15 protein-coding genes and 3 pseudogenes are annotated in these 20,630 nt (G+C 52.9%); 16 read left to right on the top strand and 2 right to left on the bottom strand.

All coding sequences use genetic code 11. The features are described 5' to 3' along the window. Window positions 1-186 precede the first annotated feature (186 nt). Both EC915_RS25455 and EC915_RS25625 read left to right on the top strand, forming a co-directional pair. Window positions 187-1,572, top strand: a pseudogene (locus tag EC915_RS25455) (PAS domain-containing protein); the annotation flags it as partial. Further along, window positions 1,561-1,845, top strand: a pseudogene (locus EC915_RS25625) (methyl-accepting chemotaxis protein); the annotation flags it as partial. The pseudogenes EC915_RS25455 and EC915_RS25625, both read left to right, overlap by 12 nt. Window positions 1,846-2,339: 494 nt before the next feature. Here the strand turns inward: EC915_RS25625 and EC915_RS11835 are convergent. Beyond that, the gene (locus EC915_RS11835; protein ID WP_133750727.1) at window positions 2,340-2,564 is read right to left on the bottom strand and encodes a hypothetical protein; all 225 of its coding nucleotides are present in this window, start codon (window positions 2,562-2,564) and stop codon (window positions 2,340-2,342) included. A 696-nt stretch (window positions 2,565-3,260) separates the two neighbouring features. Here EC915_RS11835 and EC915_RS11830 point away from each other — a divergent pair. Continuing rightward, window positions 3,261-3,731: pseudogene (locus EC915_RS11830) on the top strand (SGNH/GDSL hydrolase family protein); the annotation flags it as partial. A gap of 741 nt (window positions 3,732-4,472) precedes the next feature. On the opposite strand, the gene EC915_RS11825 reads toward EC915_RS11830, so the two are convergent. Next, window positions 4,473-6,044: an ATP-binding protein gene (locus EC915_RS11825; RefSeq protein ID WP_133750726.1), complete on the bottom strand. Its 1,572-nt coding sequence runs from the start codon at window positions 6,042-6,044 to the stop codon at window positions 4,473-4,475. Between the two features lie 102 nt (window positions 6,045-6,146). On the opposite strand from EC915_RS11825, the gene EC915_RS11820 reads away from it, so the two are divergent. The 13 genes from EC915_RS11820 to EC915_RS11750 all read left to right on the top strand — a co-directional run. Beyond that, on the top strand, window positions 6,147-8,435 hold the full coding sequence (locus EC915_RS11820; RefSeq protein WP_166650973.1) for an AAA family ATPase: 2,289 nt from the start codon (window positions 6,147-6,149) through the stop codon (window positions 8,433-8,435). 1 nt (window position 8,436) lies between these two features. Continuing rightward, on the top strand, window positions 8,437-9,435 hold the full coding sequence (locus tag EC915_RS11815; RefSeq protein WP_133750724.1) for an endonuclease: 999 nt from the start codon (window positions 8,437-8,439) through the stop codon (window positions 9,433-9,435). Window positions 9,436-9,937: 502 nt separating this feature from the next. Continuing rightward, window positions 9,938-10,996: a site-specific DNA-methyltransferase gene (locus EC915_RS11810; protein ID WP_133750723.1), complete on the top strand. Its 1,059-nt coding sequence runs from the start codon at window positions 9,938-9,940 to the stop codon at window positions 10,994-10,996. A gap of 20 nt (window positions 10,997-11,016) precedes the next feature. Then, window positions 11,017-13,020, top strand: coding sequence for an McrB family protein (locus tag EC915_RS11805; RefSeq protein ID WP_133750722.1), 2,004 nt, complete (start codon window positions 11,017-11,019; stop codon window positions 13,018-13,020). Window positions 13,021-13,027: 7 nt separating this feature from the next. Beyond that, the gene (locus EC915_RS11800) at window positions 13,028-14,974 is read left to right on the top strand and encodes a DUF2357 domain-containing protein (protein ID WP_133750721.1); all 1,947 of its coding nucleotides are present in this window, start codon (window positions 13,028-13,030) and stop codon (window positions 14,972-14,974) included. A 264-nt stretch (window positions 14,975-15,238) separates the two neighbouring features. Beyond that, window positions 15,239-15,451 (top strand): transposase, encoded by a 213-nt coding sequence (locus EC915_RS25620; protein ID WP_133750720.1) that lies wholly within the window; start codon window positions 15,239-15,241, stop codon window positions 15,449-15,451. 11 nt (window positions 15,452-15,462) lie between these two features. Further along, window positions 15,463-15,648, top strand: a complete 186-nt coding sequence (locus EC915_RS11785) for a transposase (protein WP_256658714.1) — start codon at window positions 15,463-15,465, stop codon at window positions 15,646-15,648. Between the two features lie 53 nt (window positions 15,649-15,701). Further along, entirely contained in the window at window positions 15,702-16,079 is a 378-nt protein-coding gene (locus EC915_RS11780; protein WP_218568083.1) for a transposase, read from the top strand. Beyond that, window positions 16,076-16,420: an IS66 family insertion sequence element accessory protein TnpB gene (gene tnpB / locus EC915_RS11775; protein WP_133750717.1), complete on the top strand. Its 345-nt coding sequence runs from the start codon at window positions 16,076-16,078 to the stop codon at window positions 16,418-16,420. The genes EC915_RS11780 and tnpB (EC915_RS11775) overlap by 4 nt, the downstream gene beginning before the upstream one ends. 37 nt (window positions 16,421-16,457) lie before the next feature. Continuing rightward, window positions 16,458-17,963, top strand: a complete 1,506-nt coding sequence (locus EC915_RS11770; RefSeq protein ID WP_133750716.1) for an IS66 family transposase — start codon at window positions 16,458-16,460, stop codon at window positions 17,961-17,963. Between the two features lie 3 nt (window positions 17,964-17,966). Continuing rightward, window positions 17,967-18,545 (top strand): plasmid pRiA4b ORF-3 family protein, encoded by a 579-nt coding sequence (locus tag EC915_RS11765; protein ID WP_133750715.1) that lies wholly within the window; start codon window positions 17,967-17,969, stop codon window positions 18,543-18,545. Window positions 18,546-18,755: 210 nt separating this feature from the next. Then, window positions 18,756-19,091: an IS66 family insertion sequence element accessory protein TnpB gene (gene tnpB, locus EC915_RS25250; RefSeq protein ID WP_133750714.1), complete on the top strand. Its 336-nt coding sequence runs from the start codon at window positions 18,756-18,758 to the stop codon at window positions 19,089-19,091. Window positions 19,092-19,152: 61 nt separating this feature from the next. After that, window positions 19,153-20,630 (top strand): IS66 family transposase (locus EC915_RS11750; protein ID WP_133750713.1); only part of this gene is annotated, 1,478 nt, incomplete at its 3' end.

Here is a 20,630-nt window from a genome sequence, read left to right as displayed (position 1 = left end):
CACAGTTAAATTTTTTTCACTGAAGGGATTCAAATACCAGCTTGCGATCCAGGCCAGCAGACCTTCGAACTGTACTAATCTCAATGGCACGGAAATAGATTTTTCACATTTATACCGTGCGGCCTATACGGTTTCCACAAGGATTCCACGCAGGCATAGCGGCTCCCTCAAGCCTGAAACAGGAGGATGTGTTGCCATCTTGCCATCTTGCGGCTACGGGCAAGCGTTTTCCATTGGTTTTACGGGGGCCGTAGGAGCTGGTGTGAGTGCGGACCATGGGGTGCCAGTTTCATCCATCCGGACTGCAGCGATGGCTTCTGCGCTTCTCGACTCCGATCTGGTTTACGTCTTGCCACGGGTGCGCTTTTCGCAGCGCTCCGACCTTTGCGCTACTCCCAATCAGAATCAACGCAGCGCCTCCTGCTCCGGCATCAAACGTTATTTCGTGGTTGTACAACGGAGAAAATCTGTACAGTTTTTCTCCGGCTTGACGATACAGATAGCAAGGCGCCACGGATGAGGCCCATTATTTCTATAGAGTATTTCATCGTGTTGACTTTTTTATCACCCCGCCGCGATCGGCAGGCCCTGCAGCAACTGATAGCCGCGATCACCCACGGCCATCAGCCTGATGTTGCGGGTTGTGCAGAGGCCAAAGCCATTACGGCTGCGTGGCAGAGCCTGGAAACTTCAAATCAGGACGCTCAGTCTCGCTTCAGCGAACTGGAGCGGGAGCTTGAATCGGCCCGTGAGCTGCTGCGAGAGTCCGCCACTTCAGCCTCCGCTTATGAGGTGCGCTTCGACCTTGTGAACAGGGCCTCCAGTGAAGGGCTTTGGGACATGGAGGTGGTCGCCGGCGACCCTGTAAACCCGAAGAATCGTTTCTGGTGGTCGCAGCAGTTCAGGCGTCTTTTAGGTTTCAACGACGAGCGTGATTTCCCCAATGTTTTGGCGAGCTGGGCCGACCGCCTCCATCCGCAGGACAAACAAGCCACGCTGGATGCTTTTGCCCGGCACCTCAATGACAAGTCGGGCCAAACCCCCTACAAGGTCAAGAACCGCATAGCCATGAAAGACGGTTCCTACCGGTGGTTCCATGCGCAAGGCGAAACGTTGCGTGATGAACAAGGCAGGCCTGTACGGGTGGCCGGCTCCTTGCGGGATATTCACGATGAGCTGGAACGCGACCGCGAGCATGACATCATCATTACCCGGTTCGAGCTCTCTCGCGAGATGCTTTCGGACGGCCTGTGGGACATGGAAGTGATCGCAGGCGATACGGTGAACCCGAAAAATCCGTTCTGGTGGTCACCGCAATTTCGCAGGCTGCTCGGGTTTGAAACGGTGGAAGAGTTTCCCGATGTCCTGGACAGCTGGGCATCCAGACTGCATCCGGATGACAAGGGCCGCAGTCTTACGGCGTTTGGCAATCACCTGAATGACCGTACGGGTAAAACGCCCTTCGACCTCGAATACCGCCTGAGAATGAAAAGCGGCGAGTACCGCTGGTTCCGGGCCCGCGGCCAGACCCGGCGAGATCCTCATGGCGCACCGCTTCGCGTGGTCGGCGCACTGGTGGACATCCATTTGCAACACGAGCAGCGGGCGTTGCGCGAGGTTCAGGGCGAACATCAGCGCACGCTGGAAGCCAACATCGCTCAACTGTCGCAAATTGTCGGGACGATTCAGAGCATCGCCAGCCAGACAAACCTGTTGGCACTGAACGCGGCTATTGAAGCCGCGCGCGCGGGCGAAGCGGGACGCGGGTTCGCCGTGGTGGCTGATGAAGTGCGTAAGCTGGCAACGCGTACAACGCAAGCCACCGAACAAGCGGCGAGCATGATTTCTCGCTGATAGCGGCCCATCTATAAATGGCTGATTGTGCTGAGAGTGTTCTTCTACCGGTGCTTTCGGCCTTTCCTGTGGCTCAGGTGAATATCCTCAGCGGTAAAGTTCTGAAGCCGGCTTGTTTTTCTGCCCGCCCGTCGAGATCCAGGCACTCGTTCTGCCTCCCGGCTTTCCCATTGTTAAGCGCAGGTGTCCTGCGCTCACAACGGGAGAGTCATCATGACGAACGATATCAATGAACCGCAGGCAAGACCCGATGGCATCAAGCCTGACACTGGCGAGGGACATGACTCGGGGCTCGAGCGGTCACCCTCCGAACCCAAGCAGGGCACTGGCGAGAAGTTAGAGGACTGGAACCCGCCTGTGGGTAATCCGGGATCTGATCAGGATGCTCAAACGAATCGGGGTAATGGTGGCGCCTAAAATCAAGGCGCTGTATCTGGCCAGCCGCAGGCTAAGCGTTGCCGTCGGGATCTGGATTCGGAACTTGCTCAGATGATCTTTGCAATCTTCAATGCGGCGGATTTGAGGTCTTTGATGGACAACGCCAAGCCACCCACACGACCTTCGACCAGCGACGAATCCTCTCGGTGAGTACTGCTCTGACTGGCTTTTAGGTAAAGGGCATGGCCGGTGAACACCCTTGAAAGAGACTCCAGGTGCGCGGCGGATTCTTCAAGGTCGAGCTGCATATCGAACAAACTGAGGGTAGGCATAGAGCACTCCAGTGACGCTTCATTTAAGTAGGCGTCCTGGCCAGTTCGGGGCTGTGCGGCCCACATTACCTACGCGGCTCGAACAGGGAAAACGTCAGCGCTTTCCCTGTGTTTTTATTTGAGGTTGTAGGAGATTCGACTGTATCTATCCTGGCCCGGTGGCAGCCTCAACAGGCCGTGTAGGAAAGGGCATCTTCACCGCTGTTATGAGTCATCTTACGGCGCACCCGTCGACGCGAATGGAGATCGGTGCCTGTGGAAAACGCGAGTTTTCCATCACGACCGTGGGTTGGCCGATTTGCGATTTTCCTTTCTGCGCTGACGGCGTTCGAAATGGGCATGCGCTGCATGGACAATCAACGCAATAACGCCTACCGCCACAATCCCGTACAGCGCCAGAAACCCTAGCTCTTCATGAGAAAACAAATTGAATTACTCCTGTGGTTCGTCTGGATTGGATCCACTTTAACGGCCTGGGAGCTCGGGGGACATAAACATTCATTAACAAAATCTTCACTTAATTCGTCAGCAAGCTGTCTAGATCGGGGCTATGCGGGGAGTGGAGGGCTGTAGCTTCGGTTCGGCTGGGATTGAGGCAGAAGACCAAGCACAAAAAGCTTACGATGGACGCCAAGTGCTTTTTGTAATGCTCTGTTGGTGGGGCAAGGAGATTTGAACCCGCGTCCCGCCCTTAAAATGTCACGGGCCGATCTGTGTCTGCTGCTCTCACGCACGAACGACAGCACGACCCCAGGCATGACACTGCCCGACAGCAAAACGAACGTGATGAAAGCGATCACCGCATGTCAGAACACCCCGGACAAGTACCTGATCGTTGGTACTGGCACGCCACGGTTCGGTACCAAAGCCCTGGCGGGCACTGCGCTGGCCGAAGCGATCGAGTGCAAGGACTGGGTGCTGAGCTACGTCAAACAGTTCGTCCCGGTCGTGAACATCTGGGACGGATTCACCCAGGCGATGACCGTCGATGATCTGCATCCGAATTTGATCGGCGCCGACTTCATCCAGTCCCGCTGCGTGCCGATCATCAATGCCAATTTTGAGTTCTTCGGCGTGCCGCTGCCGACGGATGCCGCTGATCTTTACTCGGCAATCCGGCCATTTGGCTGCCTGAATGCAAATCCGCTGATGGCTGGTAGGGTTGGGCGCGGAAACACCGATTAAGAAAGCCATGGGTTCTCAATGCCGCACCTTCGAGGGTATTCCTGAACCCACGCAATAGCCGGGGAAGTATCAAAACTATGAGAGCCGCAACTGTGTTGCTGATCCACCAGTGAGGATCATTCAGCCATGAGATTTCCCATCCATATGTTGAGTTCTAAAACGATCATCCGATTCCTGGGATCGGTGCCGCTTTGGGGGCAAAGCTGTCATTAAGCAGGCATTCCAGAGCCAAAACAGCCCCAAAAGGCACAAAAAAAGCACTTGCGGTAAACGCTAAGTGCTTGATTTGTAACGCTTGATTGGTGGGCCGGGGTAATCTGAACTCGTTGCGTAACCTGTTGATTTATATAAAATCTTATGGTTTTATTTTTTAGTTGGAATACTCTTTGGAATACTGAGCCGCGTTGCAATGCTTAGAGGCGTAATAGGCCGAGCAGATATGGTTCCTCCTGATCTGGAGGACTTGATCCTGTCCCTTCAACGTTGGCGTCGATCCATCCCTCCTTTTCTATCCATTCGACTTTAGGCTGCCCGGCTTGTGGCCGGCGTTATTTTCTGGAATTTGCCCTGTTTTATTGGGCTTCTTGATTTTGTCTTTCCGTGTCCCCCCATTTGTCCCCCATCAGGAGCGTGCATGAACGGATAAAATGGCAGAACGCCAAGAGACACAGCTTTTTTCCCTGGTGCTTATCGGCCCTCGGCGACTTCATCAGATTTATGATGTTAGGCTTCCAAGTCGATGCGAAATAATCGTTTCAGAACTGTTTGGACGAGAACGTTTGCATCTTCCAGTTCGCTTTCGGTTATTGTTGGAGTGGCACGACCGTACATCAAGTCTTCTCGGCGACGGGATATGTTCTCAATTTGCAACCAAAGTTCTTTGGGTAATGCTATTTGCTGTTTTAATAGGTCGGATATTTTTGGTGTTAGGTGGAGGAGCGCCTTTAAATCCGACTCCGAATTTTCCGTATTCGACTCATTCACCAAATAAGTTTTTAGAGCAGAGATTAGAGTTAACTCAAGAATATTGAAGGCGAACCAATTTGCCTGCTCAAGTGGTTGCTTAGCTACAGTAGTTGCTGCTACAACACCTTCATATAGACCTTTAATCCAGGGCTTGCGTGCTACAAGCCGCCCATTTTTTATGGCGACGCGCTCTGCAAGACGTGGGCGAGACTTAGGTGGGTTAGGTAGAAAGGATCTTCGCGCTGTCAGAAAATCGTCTATAACTACATCAATAATTTTGATTTCTTTATGGGCAAATACCTTTTCGGGCCAATCCCCCATCCATATACGTGAAATTCTCGCATAGTCTGCGACCACAGTAACCAACCAGTCGTGCAGCGCAATAAACGTGTGATGTTTCGTGCTTATATCTGATTTGCTACTATTCCATGGCATTTCGCTTGCATCGCCACTAAGTGAGACGATAACCTTTGTCAACGCAATTTTAGGGTGCGGCAGCCCTGCCTGGCCTTGAGTAAAACCGACGTCAAAGCTTTTCATAGCGGGCGCGACAAGACGCTCATTGCAGTAAAAGTAAACGCCGTATTCACCAGCAGTCGGACTTGATTCACTGCTTAATCCAGCGGTTACGTCTACAGTAATTACTCGGTTGTTTGGTGTGTTTAGCTGACCTGTATAGTGTCTGGGCTCGTAATCTGGCGGATATGACCAGTCGTTAAAGAAACGGGGTTCTATGACTTGACTGTTCAGAAGTAGGGTTACGTCTTCGCGTGAAAGAAGTTTGGCGTACGTTGCTTGTAGGTGGCTTCTAAGTTTATCAACCACTTCTTCCGTGAGCTTGATACGGAGCTTCTGAAGCTCTACTTGGGTTGTATTCGGCGCTATTCCGTCAACCTGAAATAATGGTAATTCCCATTCTTCGTCTTCAAGCCAATCTTCGCCGAATTCGATTTGGTACGCTTTGCCAGTGCCATGGCGAGTTCGAATGGTTATATCTTCCGCCAGAGCGACCACTGCTCGTTTGGTACCCACACCAAATATGCCAATTGTCTCATCGGTGGGGGATGAGCCTGATTGCCCTGGCCCGACCATGTAGCGCAACTCATCGTAAGGCAAGCCTCCAGCGTCATCCTCTACTCGGATGATGCCTTGCTCCTCTGCTAGCGAAACCATAATTTTAATCGGATTTTGCCGGCCAGACCTCGTCCAAACATCAAACCCGTTATCGACTAGCTCGCAAATGGATTTGTTAAGATCGTAATCAGCAATAATTGAAAGAAAAAGCCGCTTTGACGGAACGGCGTCCAGCTTCCCTACTTGGCGCTTCATAATCCCCTCCCTCAAAGGTCTTCCACATCGTCTCGCAACGCGGGTATCTTAAGCAACCTTAGCTTTCTCGCCTATCAATTAATGCGCACCTCGGGGGTAATTTTGCAGTTCTTTGATCGTACAGCTTTTCCGCCACCCCATCATTTTCGTGAAAGCGCAGCTCAAGCGGAACGAGAAGAGCTCCTTGCGTATATGCGAGAGGACGCCCAGCGCCAATCACAAAAGACTCCGCCCTCGCGGAGGTTTAGCGCCGCAAGCGAAGAGGTGGTATCGGTTTTAAATAACCTTTTTCGCGGGAAATGCGCGTTTTGCGAGAGCAGAGCTCCGCTGCATGCGCACCTATTTCGCCCGTCTGCTGAAGCAGAACCTCTGGCGCGCTCCACGTTCTCCCATCTCTACTACGTATGGTTGCGGACAGACTGGGGCAACGTATACGGAGCATGTAGTGCATGTGCAGGATCTGCCAAGCGGCAGTTTCCAGTAGTCGACTTACAGCGCGGCGCGCTGCCGACTATTGAGCAGTTAGAGCACTTTTTGAATGAGAATTATGGGCTTTGGCGTTGGCCGCATCAAGATAAACGAATATTGCTGGATCCCTGCCAGGACTCTAGTTTCTATCGACATTTAAGCTTCAATCTGGATGGGGGCATTCAGGCGTTTACTGTGGCTGGCGCACAAACTATCTCGGTGTTCAATTTGGACCGTTCAAGTCTGCTAGAGGCCAGGGCAAGATGTTTTGAGGAATATTTGGAGCTTTTAAAAAATGAACTCAAGCGCGGGATCCAGCCTAACGGTTTAGATTTTCCAAAGCTTGAATTTGGGGGGGGCTGGTATCTTCTGCTTAGGCGCGTGCTCGGTATTGTTGGTCATCGACTAGAACAAAGATATAAGGTCAAGCCTGATCAGATAGGGGGCGTGATTCATAAAGTCTGGGCGATGCCTCTTGGTCGACATGCTCTAGAATTAGCATTTGATGAAGTGCGTGGCCCGGTTGAGCGGGCCACAGTTGGAAGGCCTGCCGCGAAAGGTGAAGTTCGGCGCCTAATTTCGATAGAGGTAACTGACTTTAAGACTCTTGAAAAGCTTGAAGTTAATATACCACCTGCAATTTCTGCTGATGAAAGCGTAGGAAGAGAGGCGGAGGCTGCAGCTCTCCTCGTGCTCGGTGAGAATGCTGCAGGCAAAAGCTCAATATTAGAGGCGGTCGCCTTAGCTCTTTCAGAAGAAAAAACCCGACAGAGTATTAATCGCTCCCCCGAAAGCTTTATTTTGGATCCTGAGTTAATGGGGGGGGAAGGTCGAGAAAAGTCGGATAACGCATCCGTAAAACTCCGGTTTATGGATGGCGAGGAACTAGAGCTTGTAATTGGCGATCGTTTTGTTGAGCGCGGTGTGATGGAGAACTTGCCTCCAGTATTTGCGTACGGTGCTTTCAGGCAATATGCACCAAATTCGCCTTTAAAAACACCCAAAGGCCACGTCACAACTTTATTTCGATCCGAAGCATTACTTGCGAATCCTGAAGCTTGGATGCTTGAGTTGGAAGATGATCAGTTTGCAATGGTTATTAGAGCGTTACAAAAAATATTTTTAGTGGAAGGGGATTTCGACGTAGTAAAAAAAGACATCCCTAATAATAGGTGTCTTATTGTTACCCGTATAGGAGATGGGGATGGCTATCATGAAGTCAGCACCCCATTAAAAGCTGTGTCATCTGGTTTTCGTTCTGTGTTAGCGATGGTTTGTGATGTACTAGCTGGTTTGTTGAAGCTTCAGAAAAATACTGAGCGTAAAAGCTTTTCTGAAATAGAAGCGGTGATTTTAATTGATGAAGTTGAAGCGCATCTGCACCCTCGATGGAAAATGCAGATCATGATGGCACTTCGGCGAGTGCTGCCAAAGGCAATGATAATTGCGACTACTCATGATCCACTTTGTCTGCGCGGAATGCATGATCAAGAAGTCGTGGTATTCAATAAAACAGTTAGGCATGCCGCTGACTTTCCTGGAGCGCTACCCATAACTGTAGAAGCTTTCATGGATTTACCAAATGTAGAAAATCTTACTGTCGAGCAGCTATTGACGTCTGATTTTTTCTCAATGTTCAGTACTGACTCCCCTACAGTTGAGCTCCATCTGGCTAAGCTAGGCGATCTTCTTGCTAGGCAGGCGGAGAGTACGTCACTGACGATTGCAGAAAATCTTGCCCTTGATAATTTGAAAAATGAAATCGCCGACGCGCTGCCACTTGGGTCTTCGGAAGTGCAGAGGCTGGTACAAGACGCAGTATTTATTTATTTGAAAAATCGGCGTGGAGCCGATGCTGATCGGCTTAGCAAGCTTAAAGCGAAGACCCGCAATGCAATAATTGGCGCTCTTGGAGGATATTAATGTGCGAGCTGTTTCACGAGGCAGCAAGCCGGCACCGGCTGGTTTAAATAAGCTTGATAAAAATAAAAAAACCGAGATCGATCGAGTCCGGGCACACCTTAATGCTGTACTTCCCCCCGATACAGAACGTACAACGTTTAAATTTTTAGCATATAAGGCAAGCGATGTAAAGCTACGGCTAGAGCAGATTTTTTATAAGAAATGCGCATATTGCGAATCTTTCTATGGCGCGCAAGCCCCTGTTGATGTAGAGCACTATCGACCGAAGGGGCGGGTCGAAGGAGATCCTGACCATCAGGGCTATTGGTGGCTGGCATCGGAATGGACCAATCTTCTTCCAAGTTGTCTTGATTGTAATCGTCGACGGAAACAAATGAGTCCGGTAATATCCGGTAATCTCGAGGTGCTTTATAAGCATACTCAAACTGGCAAAAAAGACTGTTTTCCTATCGAAGGTGATCGTGCATTAACGGAGGGGTCTGAGGTTTTAAATGAAGGTGCGCTACTACTTGATCCTACTCGAGATAATCCTAATGACCACCTTGTTTACTGGTTGAAAGATGATTGTGCGGCAGGTTTGGTTTTTCCTGCAGCGTTAGCTACAGGCAGCACCATTTCTCCAGTAGCTCCACTAGTTCATACAGATCCTACGCTCGTTGCTCAACATGCCGAGACGGAGGGGGTCAGTATTAAAGGGGCTGTGTCCATACAAGTTTACGGGTTAAATCGAGTTCATTTGGTTCAGGAACGTGCAAAAATTTTGCAGCAACTTCGGTTTTTAGAAAGTGTTTTAATAAAGATCGGCACAGTTAGCCAGGAGCTCGAGGGCTTGAATGAAGATTTGAACCGTGCCGAGCTTGCCGATGCGGTCAAAAGTCTTGATGCGCTCCAAACCAAAATCCTTGAGCAGATGCGACATTTTTCGTTGCCCCAGGCGCCTCATTCAGCAATAGCTACTGCTTTCCTAGAAGACTTTAAGTCTAGACTCTCAATAGCCTAGGTTTCTTCGGAGCCATTTTTAGTGATCTGATTACACCGTATTCACCTGTATTGAAGCGAGGATAGCTAAAACATGAGATACGCTAAAGTCGGTGTGTGTAGCATTGATTTACGGCACCGAAAATAGCGGAATGATCCTCGTCATTCTTGGTCAGCGCGATCAGGTTGGCTGTAAGGGGCCGGCCTCGATTTTCCATGTGTCGGCTCAGTTGTATAGAGATGATTTCCGGTCACCGTCTCTCGCTCCGTAATGGTAGACTCGCCCGTTTTTAAGTCGTACAGCAAGCGGCTGAAATTTTGCGGAGCGGTATGGAATTTGACAAAGCCATGAGCATCACGTGGGGCATGAGGGCGGTGCCGTCCCCTAAGCGGGCGTTTAGGATAGCTGCGGATAATCCGCTGCGTAGCGCGCGTATGGGGCTCGTTTGCCACCTAATCAATGTACAGAGAATGCCACAGAGTCACGCCAACGCGATTATCAGGCCTGACGTTGTTGCTTCCGCATGAGTGGTGTATCTGAAGTGGAAAACGAAAGGCATGCTTTTTCGGAAGTCAGTCAGGACGCTGGGGAATCGAGTACCTTGGCGACACCCCCCTCAAGATCCGTGCAAAACGACAGCAAAACTACGTCTGCTGCCAAGCCCATAACGAAGGCGAATCTAGCTTTACGACCTCAGGTCACAAGCCATGATGCTTTTACGAATACCGAGTTGCGTAAGGCGGCCTACTATGCCGATGACAACGTCCTGATTTTCAATATGGACGTTCGCGACGCCATGAAGCACCTAGCTGCCGCTGGAGTGATCGTGAACTGCATGGTTACTTCACCTCCCTTCTACGGTCAGCGCGACTATGGTGCTAAAGGGCAAATTGGGCTTGAGGAACATCCACAACAGTTTATCGAACAACTTGTGGATTGTTTTGAGTCAGCCAAGCCCGTACTGGCGGACAATGGCAGCCTATGGGTAAACCTTGGCGATACCTACTGGAGTGGCAAGGGAGAGCATAAGAGCGGCGAGAGTAAGCAAAGCGCTCGTCGTTTTGGGCTGCGCCCTCAGGATCGAACAGGTGATGGTCGTCTTTGCAAACCCAAGCAATTGCTTTTGATCCCTCATCGTTTTGCTATCGCAATGCAAGATCGTGACTGGATTGTGCGAAACGATAACGTTTGGGTGAAGCCTAATCCCATTCCTGATCAAGTGCGCGATAGGTGCTCTATTTCGCACGAATACATGTTCCATTTGGTCAAGTCGCGTTGGTATTTCTTTAACAAGGATGCGGTCGGCCGCAAATCGAGCTCTGGCAGTATGCTGCCTCCAGCTGATACGTGGGAAATTCCCCCTGCACGCAGAAGTCACCAGCACAAAGCGCGATTTTCAGAGGAGCTTGTGAGAATCCCTGTTCTCTCGACTACTCCCCCTAATGGTGTCGTGCTCGATCCTTTTGGGGGCAGTGGAACAAGCCTTGCTTTCGCTCGCAAAAATGGTTTTCGCGCCATAGGCATCGATATTAAGGAAGAGTTCTGCCAGTCGATGGTAGAGCATGTGTTGGGTATTGAGTAACACAACAACCAGGAGGGGGCATGTCGAAATACCTTACGGCGGAGCGCATTAAGGCGAGTATCGCTGCGCTTGAGGACACCAGAGCTAAAGGGTCGTTACTCGAATTCCTGCTGCTGAAGCGTACGCTCGCAATCAAGGGAGCGATGAGCGCACCTCTTATTTTGGGAGAGCAAGGGTTCTCCAAAGCGTTAACAGAGCTGGCCGCAGTTCATGATCAAATTGACATGAAGGGGCAAAGGCAAGTCTTCAACGTCTTTGCGAGCGACGACTCCAAGGGTGGATTCAGAGCCGGGAAATACGTATCCAATGGTCCTGGTACTACTGTCAACAGCAATCCCTGGCAGACAATTGTAGAGTTTTCTGGAACAAAGCCTCGCAAAGTTGGGTTTAAAGCCTCCTACTTAGACAACCTTGAGAAGCCGCTTTTGAAAGCGGCGAACGAGGATAAGCCAAAGCTCCCAGAGGTCGCCGTTTGGAACTATCGCAGGACGGACATCGAGCCGATTTTGGGGGCGGAAACGGACCCTGCCAAACGTGCCGGGCTGCTGCGTGCTCATTTCGAGGTTGAATACAACTTATCGGCACAAGAGGTTACTACCCTGTTTGATGCGGCTGGGACTCTGGGCATTTCCGACTCAGACCTTCAGGACCGGCCCGCAGCACCCGAGGAGTATCTCAATCTTGAGGGTGTAGCAGAGCCCTCTGCTACTGATCCGGTGGGAATGCCGTGTTCACTGGACTTAGTTGCTGCTTTGGCTGCGAAGCCCTTTGTGATTCTCACCGGAGCATCAGGCACCGGTAAGTCACGATCAACTTTGCGATTGGCTGAGCAACTCCAAGAAATGTATGAAGGCCAGGTGGATGGAAACATATTTCAGCTCGTTCCTGTTGGTCCGGACTGGACGTCACCAAAGCGCCTAATCGGTTTTCGCACTCCCTTTGGACAGTCTCGTCAAACCGCCGACGGGAAGGAAACCAATGAGAGCTACGAAATCACAGACACTCTCCGCATTATTTTGCGGGCGTGTAATCCTTCGTCGACTGCCATTCCGCATTTTCTGCTTTTTGACGAGATGAACCTTTCGCACGTAGAGCGTTACTTTGCTCCTTTTCTATCGTTGATGGAGGCGTCCTCGATTGTTGAGGACAGCGACAATGCAGCGATCATTGATTCCCGCTCACTGCAAGTCATCAGCGAGCTGCTCAATTTGGAAGATCCTGATAGCACCGAGGCGAAGTCGGCAAAGCTGCTGGTTGCCAATGAGCAACCGCTTCGGCTACCACCTAATCTGTTCTATTTAGGTACGGTGAACATTGACGAAACAACCTACATGTTCTCCCCAAAGGTTCTGGATCGTGCGCACGTGCTGGAAGTAAAGGCACTGAGGCCTTCCGAGTACATGGTGGGCATACCACAAGAGGAGGAGATTGATCTAGCGCTAGCGAATCAGCTTTTACGCGAAGCCATCGATGATCGAGATGCCGGCGAAGGACGTAGCTCTGATCCTTCGAAAATTATCGACTCGCTTGTGGCCAAACATGGTGTAGAGCAGGTAGATCTAGATGCTGCTAAACAGCTCACCCTCCAGACGCTAGAGGGTTGTTTCAAACTGTTGTCCCCAGTTGGGTTCGAGTTTGCCTTTCGAATCAACAAGGAGGTGTATGCCTATCTTTACGTCTGGATCAAGGCTCAGATTGCGAAAGGAGCGATCCCTTCTGACGCAATGAAGCGCTGGACGGATGGTCTCGATAGGGCTCTGTTCCAGAAGGTGCTGCCCAAAATCCATGGGAATCGCTCGGCTCTAGGCGATAGCCTAAGGGCATTGCATGAGTTTTTAGGTGGATCGCATGGCGACTCCGTCCCTCCCGCGAAGTACACCTTGGGCGCGGAGGCTGCAACGCGGATCGAGCAGGCGGAAGCCATCGTGATTCCTTTGGGTAGCGAGTTTAAGCTCTGTCGCGCGAAGTTAACCGAGATGCATGGCCGTCTGTTGTCTCGTAACTACGTGTCCTTTGTGAAGTGAGATAAGCATGATCCCGCTTCATCGTGTCCGGTTTGAGTTGGGAAGAGACTGTTGGATCGACATTGAGACTGCTCTAGGAGAAGCCGGCGAAAATCCGCTAGGGCTCTTTGTTCCAGGGCTACTCGTAGTTGAGGAAGAAATGAGGTCAATAGAGTTGTCTTCAGGTGGCGTTCCGCCGATGTGCTGGAGAGACGCCGGCCACCTCTTCGAGAAGTTTCAGCTTCGAGAGGACACCGACTATTTTATCGACGTTGCGACTCCTTACTCCTTGGAGGACGCAGTTGAAAAGTTGAAAGCCAACCCGACTTGGCCATTTGCTCCACGGCTTGTGTCTGCCTTTGTTCCCGAGCCCTCACGACGGTGGCGCCAGGAGAATGGCAAGACGGTGGTGACTGGGCAATTGCGCTTGCGTTCGCATGCCGGAGTCCTCGACTTGGAGCCGGAGTTTGGAGGTGAGCTTCGGGCGGAGGTCGCGTGCCGGAAGCTTCACTACTTCGAGGAGTTCAAGGAACTGCTCAACAGCCTGGCCAGCAAGGCCGCAGAGCTTCTTCTTTCTTACGACAGTCCGGTTTCACTGTCATTCCAGGCTACAGACGACCCGGCCAAGAGTGAGGCAGCGCTTCACTTCCTTTTGCGTCATGTCATGTCCAGGGACAAGCTGCCAGCCTCCATTGAGGAAATTATCGCGCGACCCCATGGCAGGCTTGTCGAACGAGTGGAGATAGCGCCTATCGAAGATATCGTGGAGGTCGATACCGAGTTTGTAGCTGACGGAATAGATTATTCCGAGCTGAAACAGGGCGGACCACTTGCACGGCTCTTTCGAGGCTATACGCCATCGTCGCTGCCGCAGCGTGAGAGCTTCGAATCCCTCGATACACCGGAAAATCGCTATGCCAAGGCATTCTTGGAGCATTGCAGTCTTCTCGCTAGACGGCTGGAAATGGGAATGGCCGCCCGCCGAAGGAAGGCATCTGAGCGCGAAGCCCGAGGTTGGTCGGTAACAATCGACGAAGCCTTACAGCACGATATGTGGCGGGAGGTCGGGCCGTTGACGCAAATTCCGGCTAACTCGCAGACACTGCTGCGAAAACGGGGCTACAAAGATCTGCTCCAATACGACCTCTCACTTCGCATGGCAATGACGCTCGCCTGGGATGAAGGTACTGAACTTGCAGATGGACTTTCAGGTGACATACGGCCGGTCAATCAGATTTATGAATACTGGTGCTTCTTCATGTTGCGCGAAATTCTGCTGGGATTCTGCGCCGAAGGGCAAGGCGGCAATTTCATCAAGGTTTCCGACGATGGGCTGCGCGTAGAGCTTCGTAAGGGGCGCCGGAGCGAGTGTCGGTTTGAATTCTCGAATGCTCTTGGAAAGAAGGCGCGGGTTTCTCTCTTCTATAACAAACGCTTCACGCGATCGAAATCTCCAAGCACTGATTGGAGCGGCAGCTATACGGCATCTTTCGACCCTGATTTCAGTGTGCGAGCGTCTAGTTCGAATGAGGGCGCTTCAGTTCATTGGCTACATTTCGATGCAAAATATCGCCTTGAGCGTCAGCAGGCGGATACTCTGTTCGACTGCGATGAGGACGCGGGCGATGGAGATGCCATCGATTATCGGACGGAGATCAGCCGTGTGCATAAGCAGGAAGACCTCTACAAGATGCATACCTACCGCGACGCTATTCTTGGCTCTCGCGGTGCTTATGTGCTCTTTCCGGGCGATGGAGTAGGAGGAAAGCGTATGCTGCCTAAACCAAACTTCTTTGTGCGACACCCAACTGCCCTCGGAGGAGCCGGCACTCATCGGATCCCAAGCGTTGGTGCGTTCGATCTCGCACCAGGCGGAGCGCCAGCGCAAGCCGCTGCGATAGAGGAGCTGCTGAAGATTGTGCTCGAAGCTGCTTGCTCGGATGCAATTTACGACGAGGAATCAGGGATGTTTTAAGGGGCGAGGAATACTGGTAAAGCCGTTCCTGGAGGCTCACACGAGCTCCTCTTTTATAGAGGCTATCGGGAAGGGGGAGCGAACAGAGGGTGCCCACGGCGGCTGCTGGATGAGTCAGCCGTCGCAGAGCTTACATCAATATGCGGATGTGCTATTCAACGGTATGCGTCCGGCCAAGTCATCTACCCAGCCCCGCAAAGCCAAGACATGGTGTCCACCTAAATTTAAGTGGACGCCAGTTCTAGCCTTTTAAGCGGGTATTTCATGCAGCCAACACGCCGTTCTTATTCCAAGTCCTTCAAAGCCCAAGTCATTCAAGAGTGTGCCCAGCCCGGTGCTTCGATTGCCAGCATCGCACTCAACCATAGCCTCAACGTAACCGTCCGTATGCGTCCGGCCAAGTCATCTACCCAGCCCCGCAAAGCCAAGACATGGTGTGCACTTAAATTTAAGTGGGCACCAGCTCTAGCCTTTTAAGCGGGTATTTCATGCAGCCAACGCGCCGTTCCTACTCCAAGTCCTTCAAAGCCCAAGTCATTCAAGAGTGTGCCCAGCCCGGTGCTTCGATTGCCAGCATCGCACTCAACCATAGCCTCAACGCAAACCTCGTCCACAAATGGATTCGGCTGCAATCGCAGAAAAGCAGTAACCGTCCGGCCAGCACCCTCTGCTGAGGGCCTCCAAAATTGGCCAAGATAGTGGACACCATTTTTTAGTGGACACTATCTTGGATACAGTTGCCCCCGTTCGTCGAACCGGCCGCCGCCCCAACTTCTCGCTGGCGTTCAAACGCCAAGTCGTCGAGGCCACCCTCCAGCCTGGCGCCTCCGTGTCGTTGATCGCTCGTGAGCATGACGTCAATGCCAACTTGGTCTTTCGCTGGCGGCATCAATATCAGGAAGGAACATTTGGCGCCGTCAGCCAGAGCACAACGCTTTTGCCCGTCCAGGTGATCGAGGCGCCAATGGATTTACCGCAAGTCATTCAGCCACCGCCAGAGTGTCATTCCGTGATCGTTGTTGAGGCGGGAAAAGCCAAGCTGCGCATCACTGGCACGCCTGACCCACATACCCTGCAAATCATCTTGCAGCAGTTACTGCGATGATTGCTCCTCCCGCTGGAACCCGCATCTGGATCGCTGCCGGCGTCACGGACATGCGCCGTGGCTTCGACGGTTTAGCCGCACTGGTGCAGACTCAGCTTGAAGCCGATCCGTTCTCCGGTCAGATTTTCGCCTTTCGCGGACGGCGCGGTGACCGGATCAAATTGCTATGGTGGGACGGCGACGGGTTGTGCCTGTTTTGCAAACGGCTGGAACAAGGGCGCTTCATCTGGCCGCAAGCAACCAGCGGCAGCGTGTCGCTGACGGCTGCGCAGTTGTCGATGCTTTTGGAAGGCATTGATTGGCGCAGGCCAATTCGTACAGCACCCGTCCTCGCGGTCTGACTTGCCACGCTGAAAAAATCCCAAGTAACATTCGGTCATGACTCTCGCGACCGACTCCCTGCCTAACGATCTTCAAGCATTGAAGGCACTGGTCTCTGCCCAGCGGGCAGAGATTGAGCGTTTGAAAATGATGATCGCCAAGCTGCGTCGTATGCAGTTCGGTCGCAGCTCCGAGCAACTGGACGCGATGATCGATCAGCTCCAACTGAGTCTTGAAGAGTTGCAAGTCAGTCAGACTGAACTGACGCCGCCACCCGAACCGCCACCTCGCCCTGTCTCTCGGCGCAAGCCGTTACCTGAACACCTACCTCGCGAAACTCACGTCCATCAGCCCGAGTCTCAATGCACTGGCTGCGGTGGGAAGCTTCGCCATTTGGGTGAGGATGTGTCCGAAGTGCTGGAGTACGTTCCGGCACGTTTCAAAGTGATCCGCCATGTTCGCCTCAAGTGGGTTTGCCGCTGCTGCGAACACATCGCTCAGGTACCGGCACCGAGTCGGCCGATAGCCCGAGGCTTTGCAGGCCCTGGGCTATTGGCCCACGTGCTGGTCTCCAAATTTGTTGACCATTTGCCGCTGTATCGGCAATCCGAGATTTACGCCCGTGAGGGGGTGGAGCTGGAGCGCTCAACTCTGGCCGACTGGGTCGGCCAGAGCAGCCAATTGCTCAGGCCGCTGATCAACGCCCTTGAGCATCATGTGATGAGCGGTCATAAAATCCATGCCGACGACACGCCGATTGGCGTGCTCGCGCCAGGCAACGGCAAAACCAAAACGGCTCGACTATGGACGTACGTTCGGGACGACCGACCTGCCGGTTACGCGACGCCGGCGGCTGTATGGTTTGCCTACTCGCCGGATCGCAAGGGGCAACATCCCCGCGCTCATCTCAAGGGCTTCAGCGGGATTTTGCAAGCTGACGGCTACGCCGGCTTTGCTCAGCTGTATGCGATAGGCACCATTCAGGAAGCCGCCTGTTGGGCTCACGCCCGCCGCAAGTTTTACGATGTCTACAAAGACCAGGCTTCACCACTTGCCAGCGAGGCGCTGCAAAGGATTGCGGCCCTGTATGCCATCGAGAGCGAGATCCGAGGACAGCCGCCAGATCAAAGAAAAGCGGTTCGGCAAAGCCGAGCAAGTCCGCTGCTGGAACAACTACACGCATGGCTTAACCAGACGCTGACTCAACTGTCGAAAAAATCGACATTGGCCGGTGCAATCCTCTATGCCCTCAACCGGTGGCAGGCGTTGACGCGTTACTGCGATGACGGCCGAATCGAAATCGACAACAACGCCGCCGAACGGGCGCTACGCGCCGTCGCGCTGGGCCGCAAAAACTACCTGTTTGCCGGTTCCGATGCTGGCGGAGAACGAGCGGCTGCGATTTACAGCCTGGTCGGTTCGGCCAAGCTAAACGGGTTGAACCCACAGGCGTATCTAACCTATGTGCTTGAGCACATTGCCGAGCACCCGATCAATCGGGTGAGCGAGTTGCTGCCTTGGAACATTTCCTTGAACCACACCGAACACTGCGAGGCCGCCTGATTCATGGTTAAAACTGTCCGTTTACCCAAACCCACCCCCGACCTGTTGCTGCTGCACATTGAGCTGAAGTGGATCACTCCGACGATCTGGCGTCGGTTCGCGGTGCCTGAAAATATTACCTTGGGCAAGCTGCATCATGTCATCCAGGTCGTGATGGGCTGGAGTGATAGCCATCTGCATGAGTTTGAAATTGCCGGTGAGAATTACGGCATGCCCGACCCTGATGGTTGGGGGCCTACGGTAAACCCGGAAGCTCGTAAAACGCTGATCAAGGCGCTTAGCGGAAAGCGGACATTCAATTATCTCTACGACTTTGGTGACAGTTGGCATCACCGTATCAAAGTCGAAAAAACGCTCCCCCCAATTGCCTGTCCTCAGGTTCCGTATTGCATCGACGGCGCCAATGCGTGCCCCCCGGAAGACGTAGGTGGCGGGCCTGGTTACGAGGACTTCCTGGAGGCGATGGCCAACCCCGATCATCCGGAGCATGACGCAATGGTTGAATGGCATGGCGATGTTTTTGATCCAGCAGCATTTGAGCGCGAGCGCGTGAATCAGTGGTTTAAACGGATCAAGGTTTGAGTTGCAAGGCGGTGTAGCTCGGACGCTTACGAAAAGCACAGCGCTGCAACCTGCATTTATTTCATTACCCGTCTCGCTGGCTGGGGCAAAATCCCACCCGTCATCATCGAACATTTGCGTTGAAATACAGCACCCGCGAGGCACCGTCAAAGTGAACTGGCCCACTGAAAATGCTGCTGCCTGCGCGACCTTTCTTCGAGACCTTTTGCGATGATTCGCATCGACGCCATCTGGCTCGCCACCGAACCGATGGACATGCGCGCAGGCACTGAAACAGCCTTGGCCAAGGTAATTGCGGTGTTCGGTGCGGCGCAGCCGCACTGTGCTTATCTGTTCGCCAACCGCCGCGCCAATCGCATGAAAGTGCTGGTGCATGACGGCTTCGGAATATGGCTGGCGGCGCGCCGGTTAAACCAAGGCAAGTTCCACTGGCCTGGTACTCGCTACGGTTCTGAGATGGAGCTGGATACTGAGCAACTTCAGGCATTAGTGCTGGGTCTGCCATGGCAACGCGCAGGTTCTGGAGGCTCGATCACACTGCTTTAACGACTGCCATTAGCCTATCGATCTATCGCCGCAAATTGCCTGCTCTGGCAAAATCGGCGTCATGACTTCGCTTCCCGATCTCGCTCACCTGACCCCTGAACAACTGCGCGCCTTGGCGGCGCAGTTGATACAGCGTGTCGAGACGCTCGACCACCAGGTCGACACGCTGGGCAAGACGGTAGAAACGCTCGACCAACAAGTTGAGACGATGGGTAAGACCGTTGAGACCATGGGCAAGAAGATCAGCCGCGACCAAACGCTGATCGAGAAACTGACCCACGAAATCGCCCAGCTCAAGCGTTTGAAATTTGCCAAGCGTAGCGAGCAGATGAATCCCGAGCAGGCCAGCCTGCTCGATGATCTGATCGACACCGATATCGCGGCAATTGAAGCAGAGCTTCAAGCCTTGCAAACAGCACCAACGGCGACCGATAAAAAGCAAAAGCCCAAGCGCACGGCATTGCCGGCTGAGTTTCCACGCACATTGATCCATCACGAACCGGACAATACTCACTGCCAATGCGGCTGCGTACTCAAGCGCATCGGCGAGGATGTCAGCGAGAAGCTTGATTACGCGCCTGGCGTGTTTACTGTTGAGCGCCATGTCCGTGGCAAATGGGTCTGCGATGACTGCGAAACATTGATCCAAGCTCCGGTTCCGGCACAGGTCATCGACAAGGGCATCCCGACCGCTGGGCTGCTCGCCCACGTCATGATCGCCAAGTTTGCCGACCACCTGCCGCTTTACCGTCAGGAATCGATCTTCGGTCGAGCGGGCTTGGCGATCCCACGCTCAACCCTGGCTCAATGGGTGGGTGTGACTGGGGTTCAGTTGCAGCCGCTGGTTGATGCTCTGCGCGACGTGGTGCTCGGGCAGCAGGTTATTCATGCCGATGAGACACCTGTGCAAATGCTCATGCCGGGAACGAAGAAAACCCACCGTTCTTATGTTTGGGCCTATGCCACCAGCCAGTTCTCGGACGTGGCAGCGGTGGTTTACGACTTCAGCCCTAGCCGCGCCGGAGAGCATGCTCGCAACTTCCTTCAAAACTGGAAGGGCAAGTTGGTCTGTGATGATTTTGGCGGTTACAAAGCCAGTTTCGAACTCGGCGTGACCGAGATCGGCTGCATGGCCCATGCGCGGCGTAAGTTCTTTGAGTTGCACTCCACGAATAAAAGCACGCTTGCGGAGCAAGCCCTGCGTTATATCCAGCTGCTGTACGAAATCGAAAGCGAAGTCCGCGATCTGGAACCGGATTTACGGCGCCGAATACGGCAAGAAAAGGCCGTCCCGGTAATGGACATGCTACATGCCTGGATGATCGCCCAGCGCGATCTGGTACCCGAAGGATCAGCCATCAGCAGAGCACTCGATTACAGCCTGAAACGCTGGGCAGCGCTGTCGCGCTACCTCGATGACGGCGCCGTACCCATTGATAATAATTGGGCAGAGAACCAGATCCGACCATGGGCTCTTGGACGTAAGAACTGGCTCTTTGCAGGGTCGTTGCGCAGCGGCAAACGGGCGGCAGCGATCAT

Source organism: Pseudomonas sp. LP_7_YM, from assembly GCF_004364435.1.
Lineage (GTDB): Bacteria > Pseudomonadota > Gammaproteobacteria > Pseudomonadales > Pseudomonadaceae > Aquipseudomonas.
The sequence above is the reverse complement of the archived record's forward strand: the minus strand, read 5'-3'. Positions and strand labels throughout refer to the sequence as shown.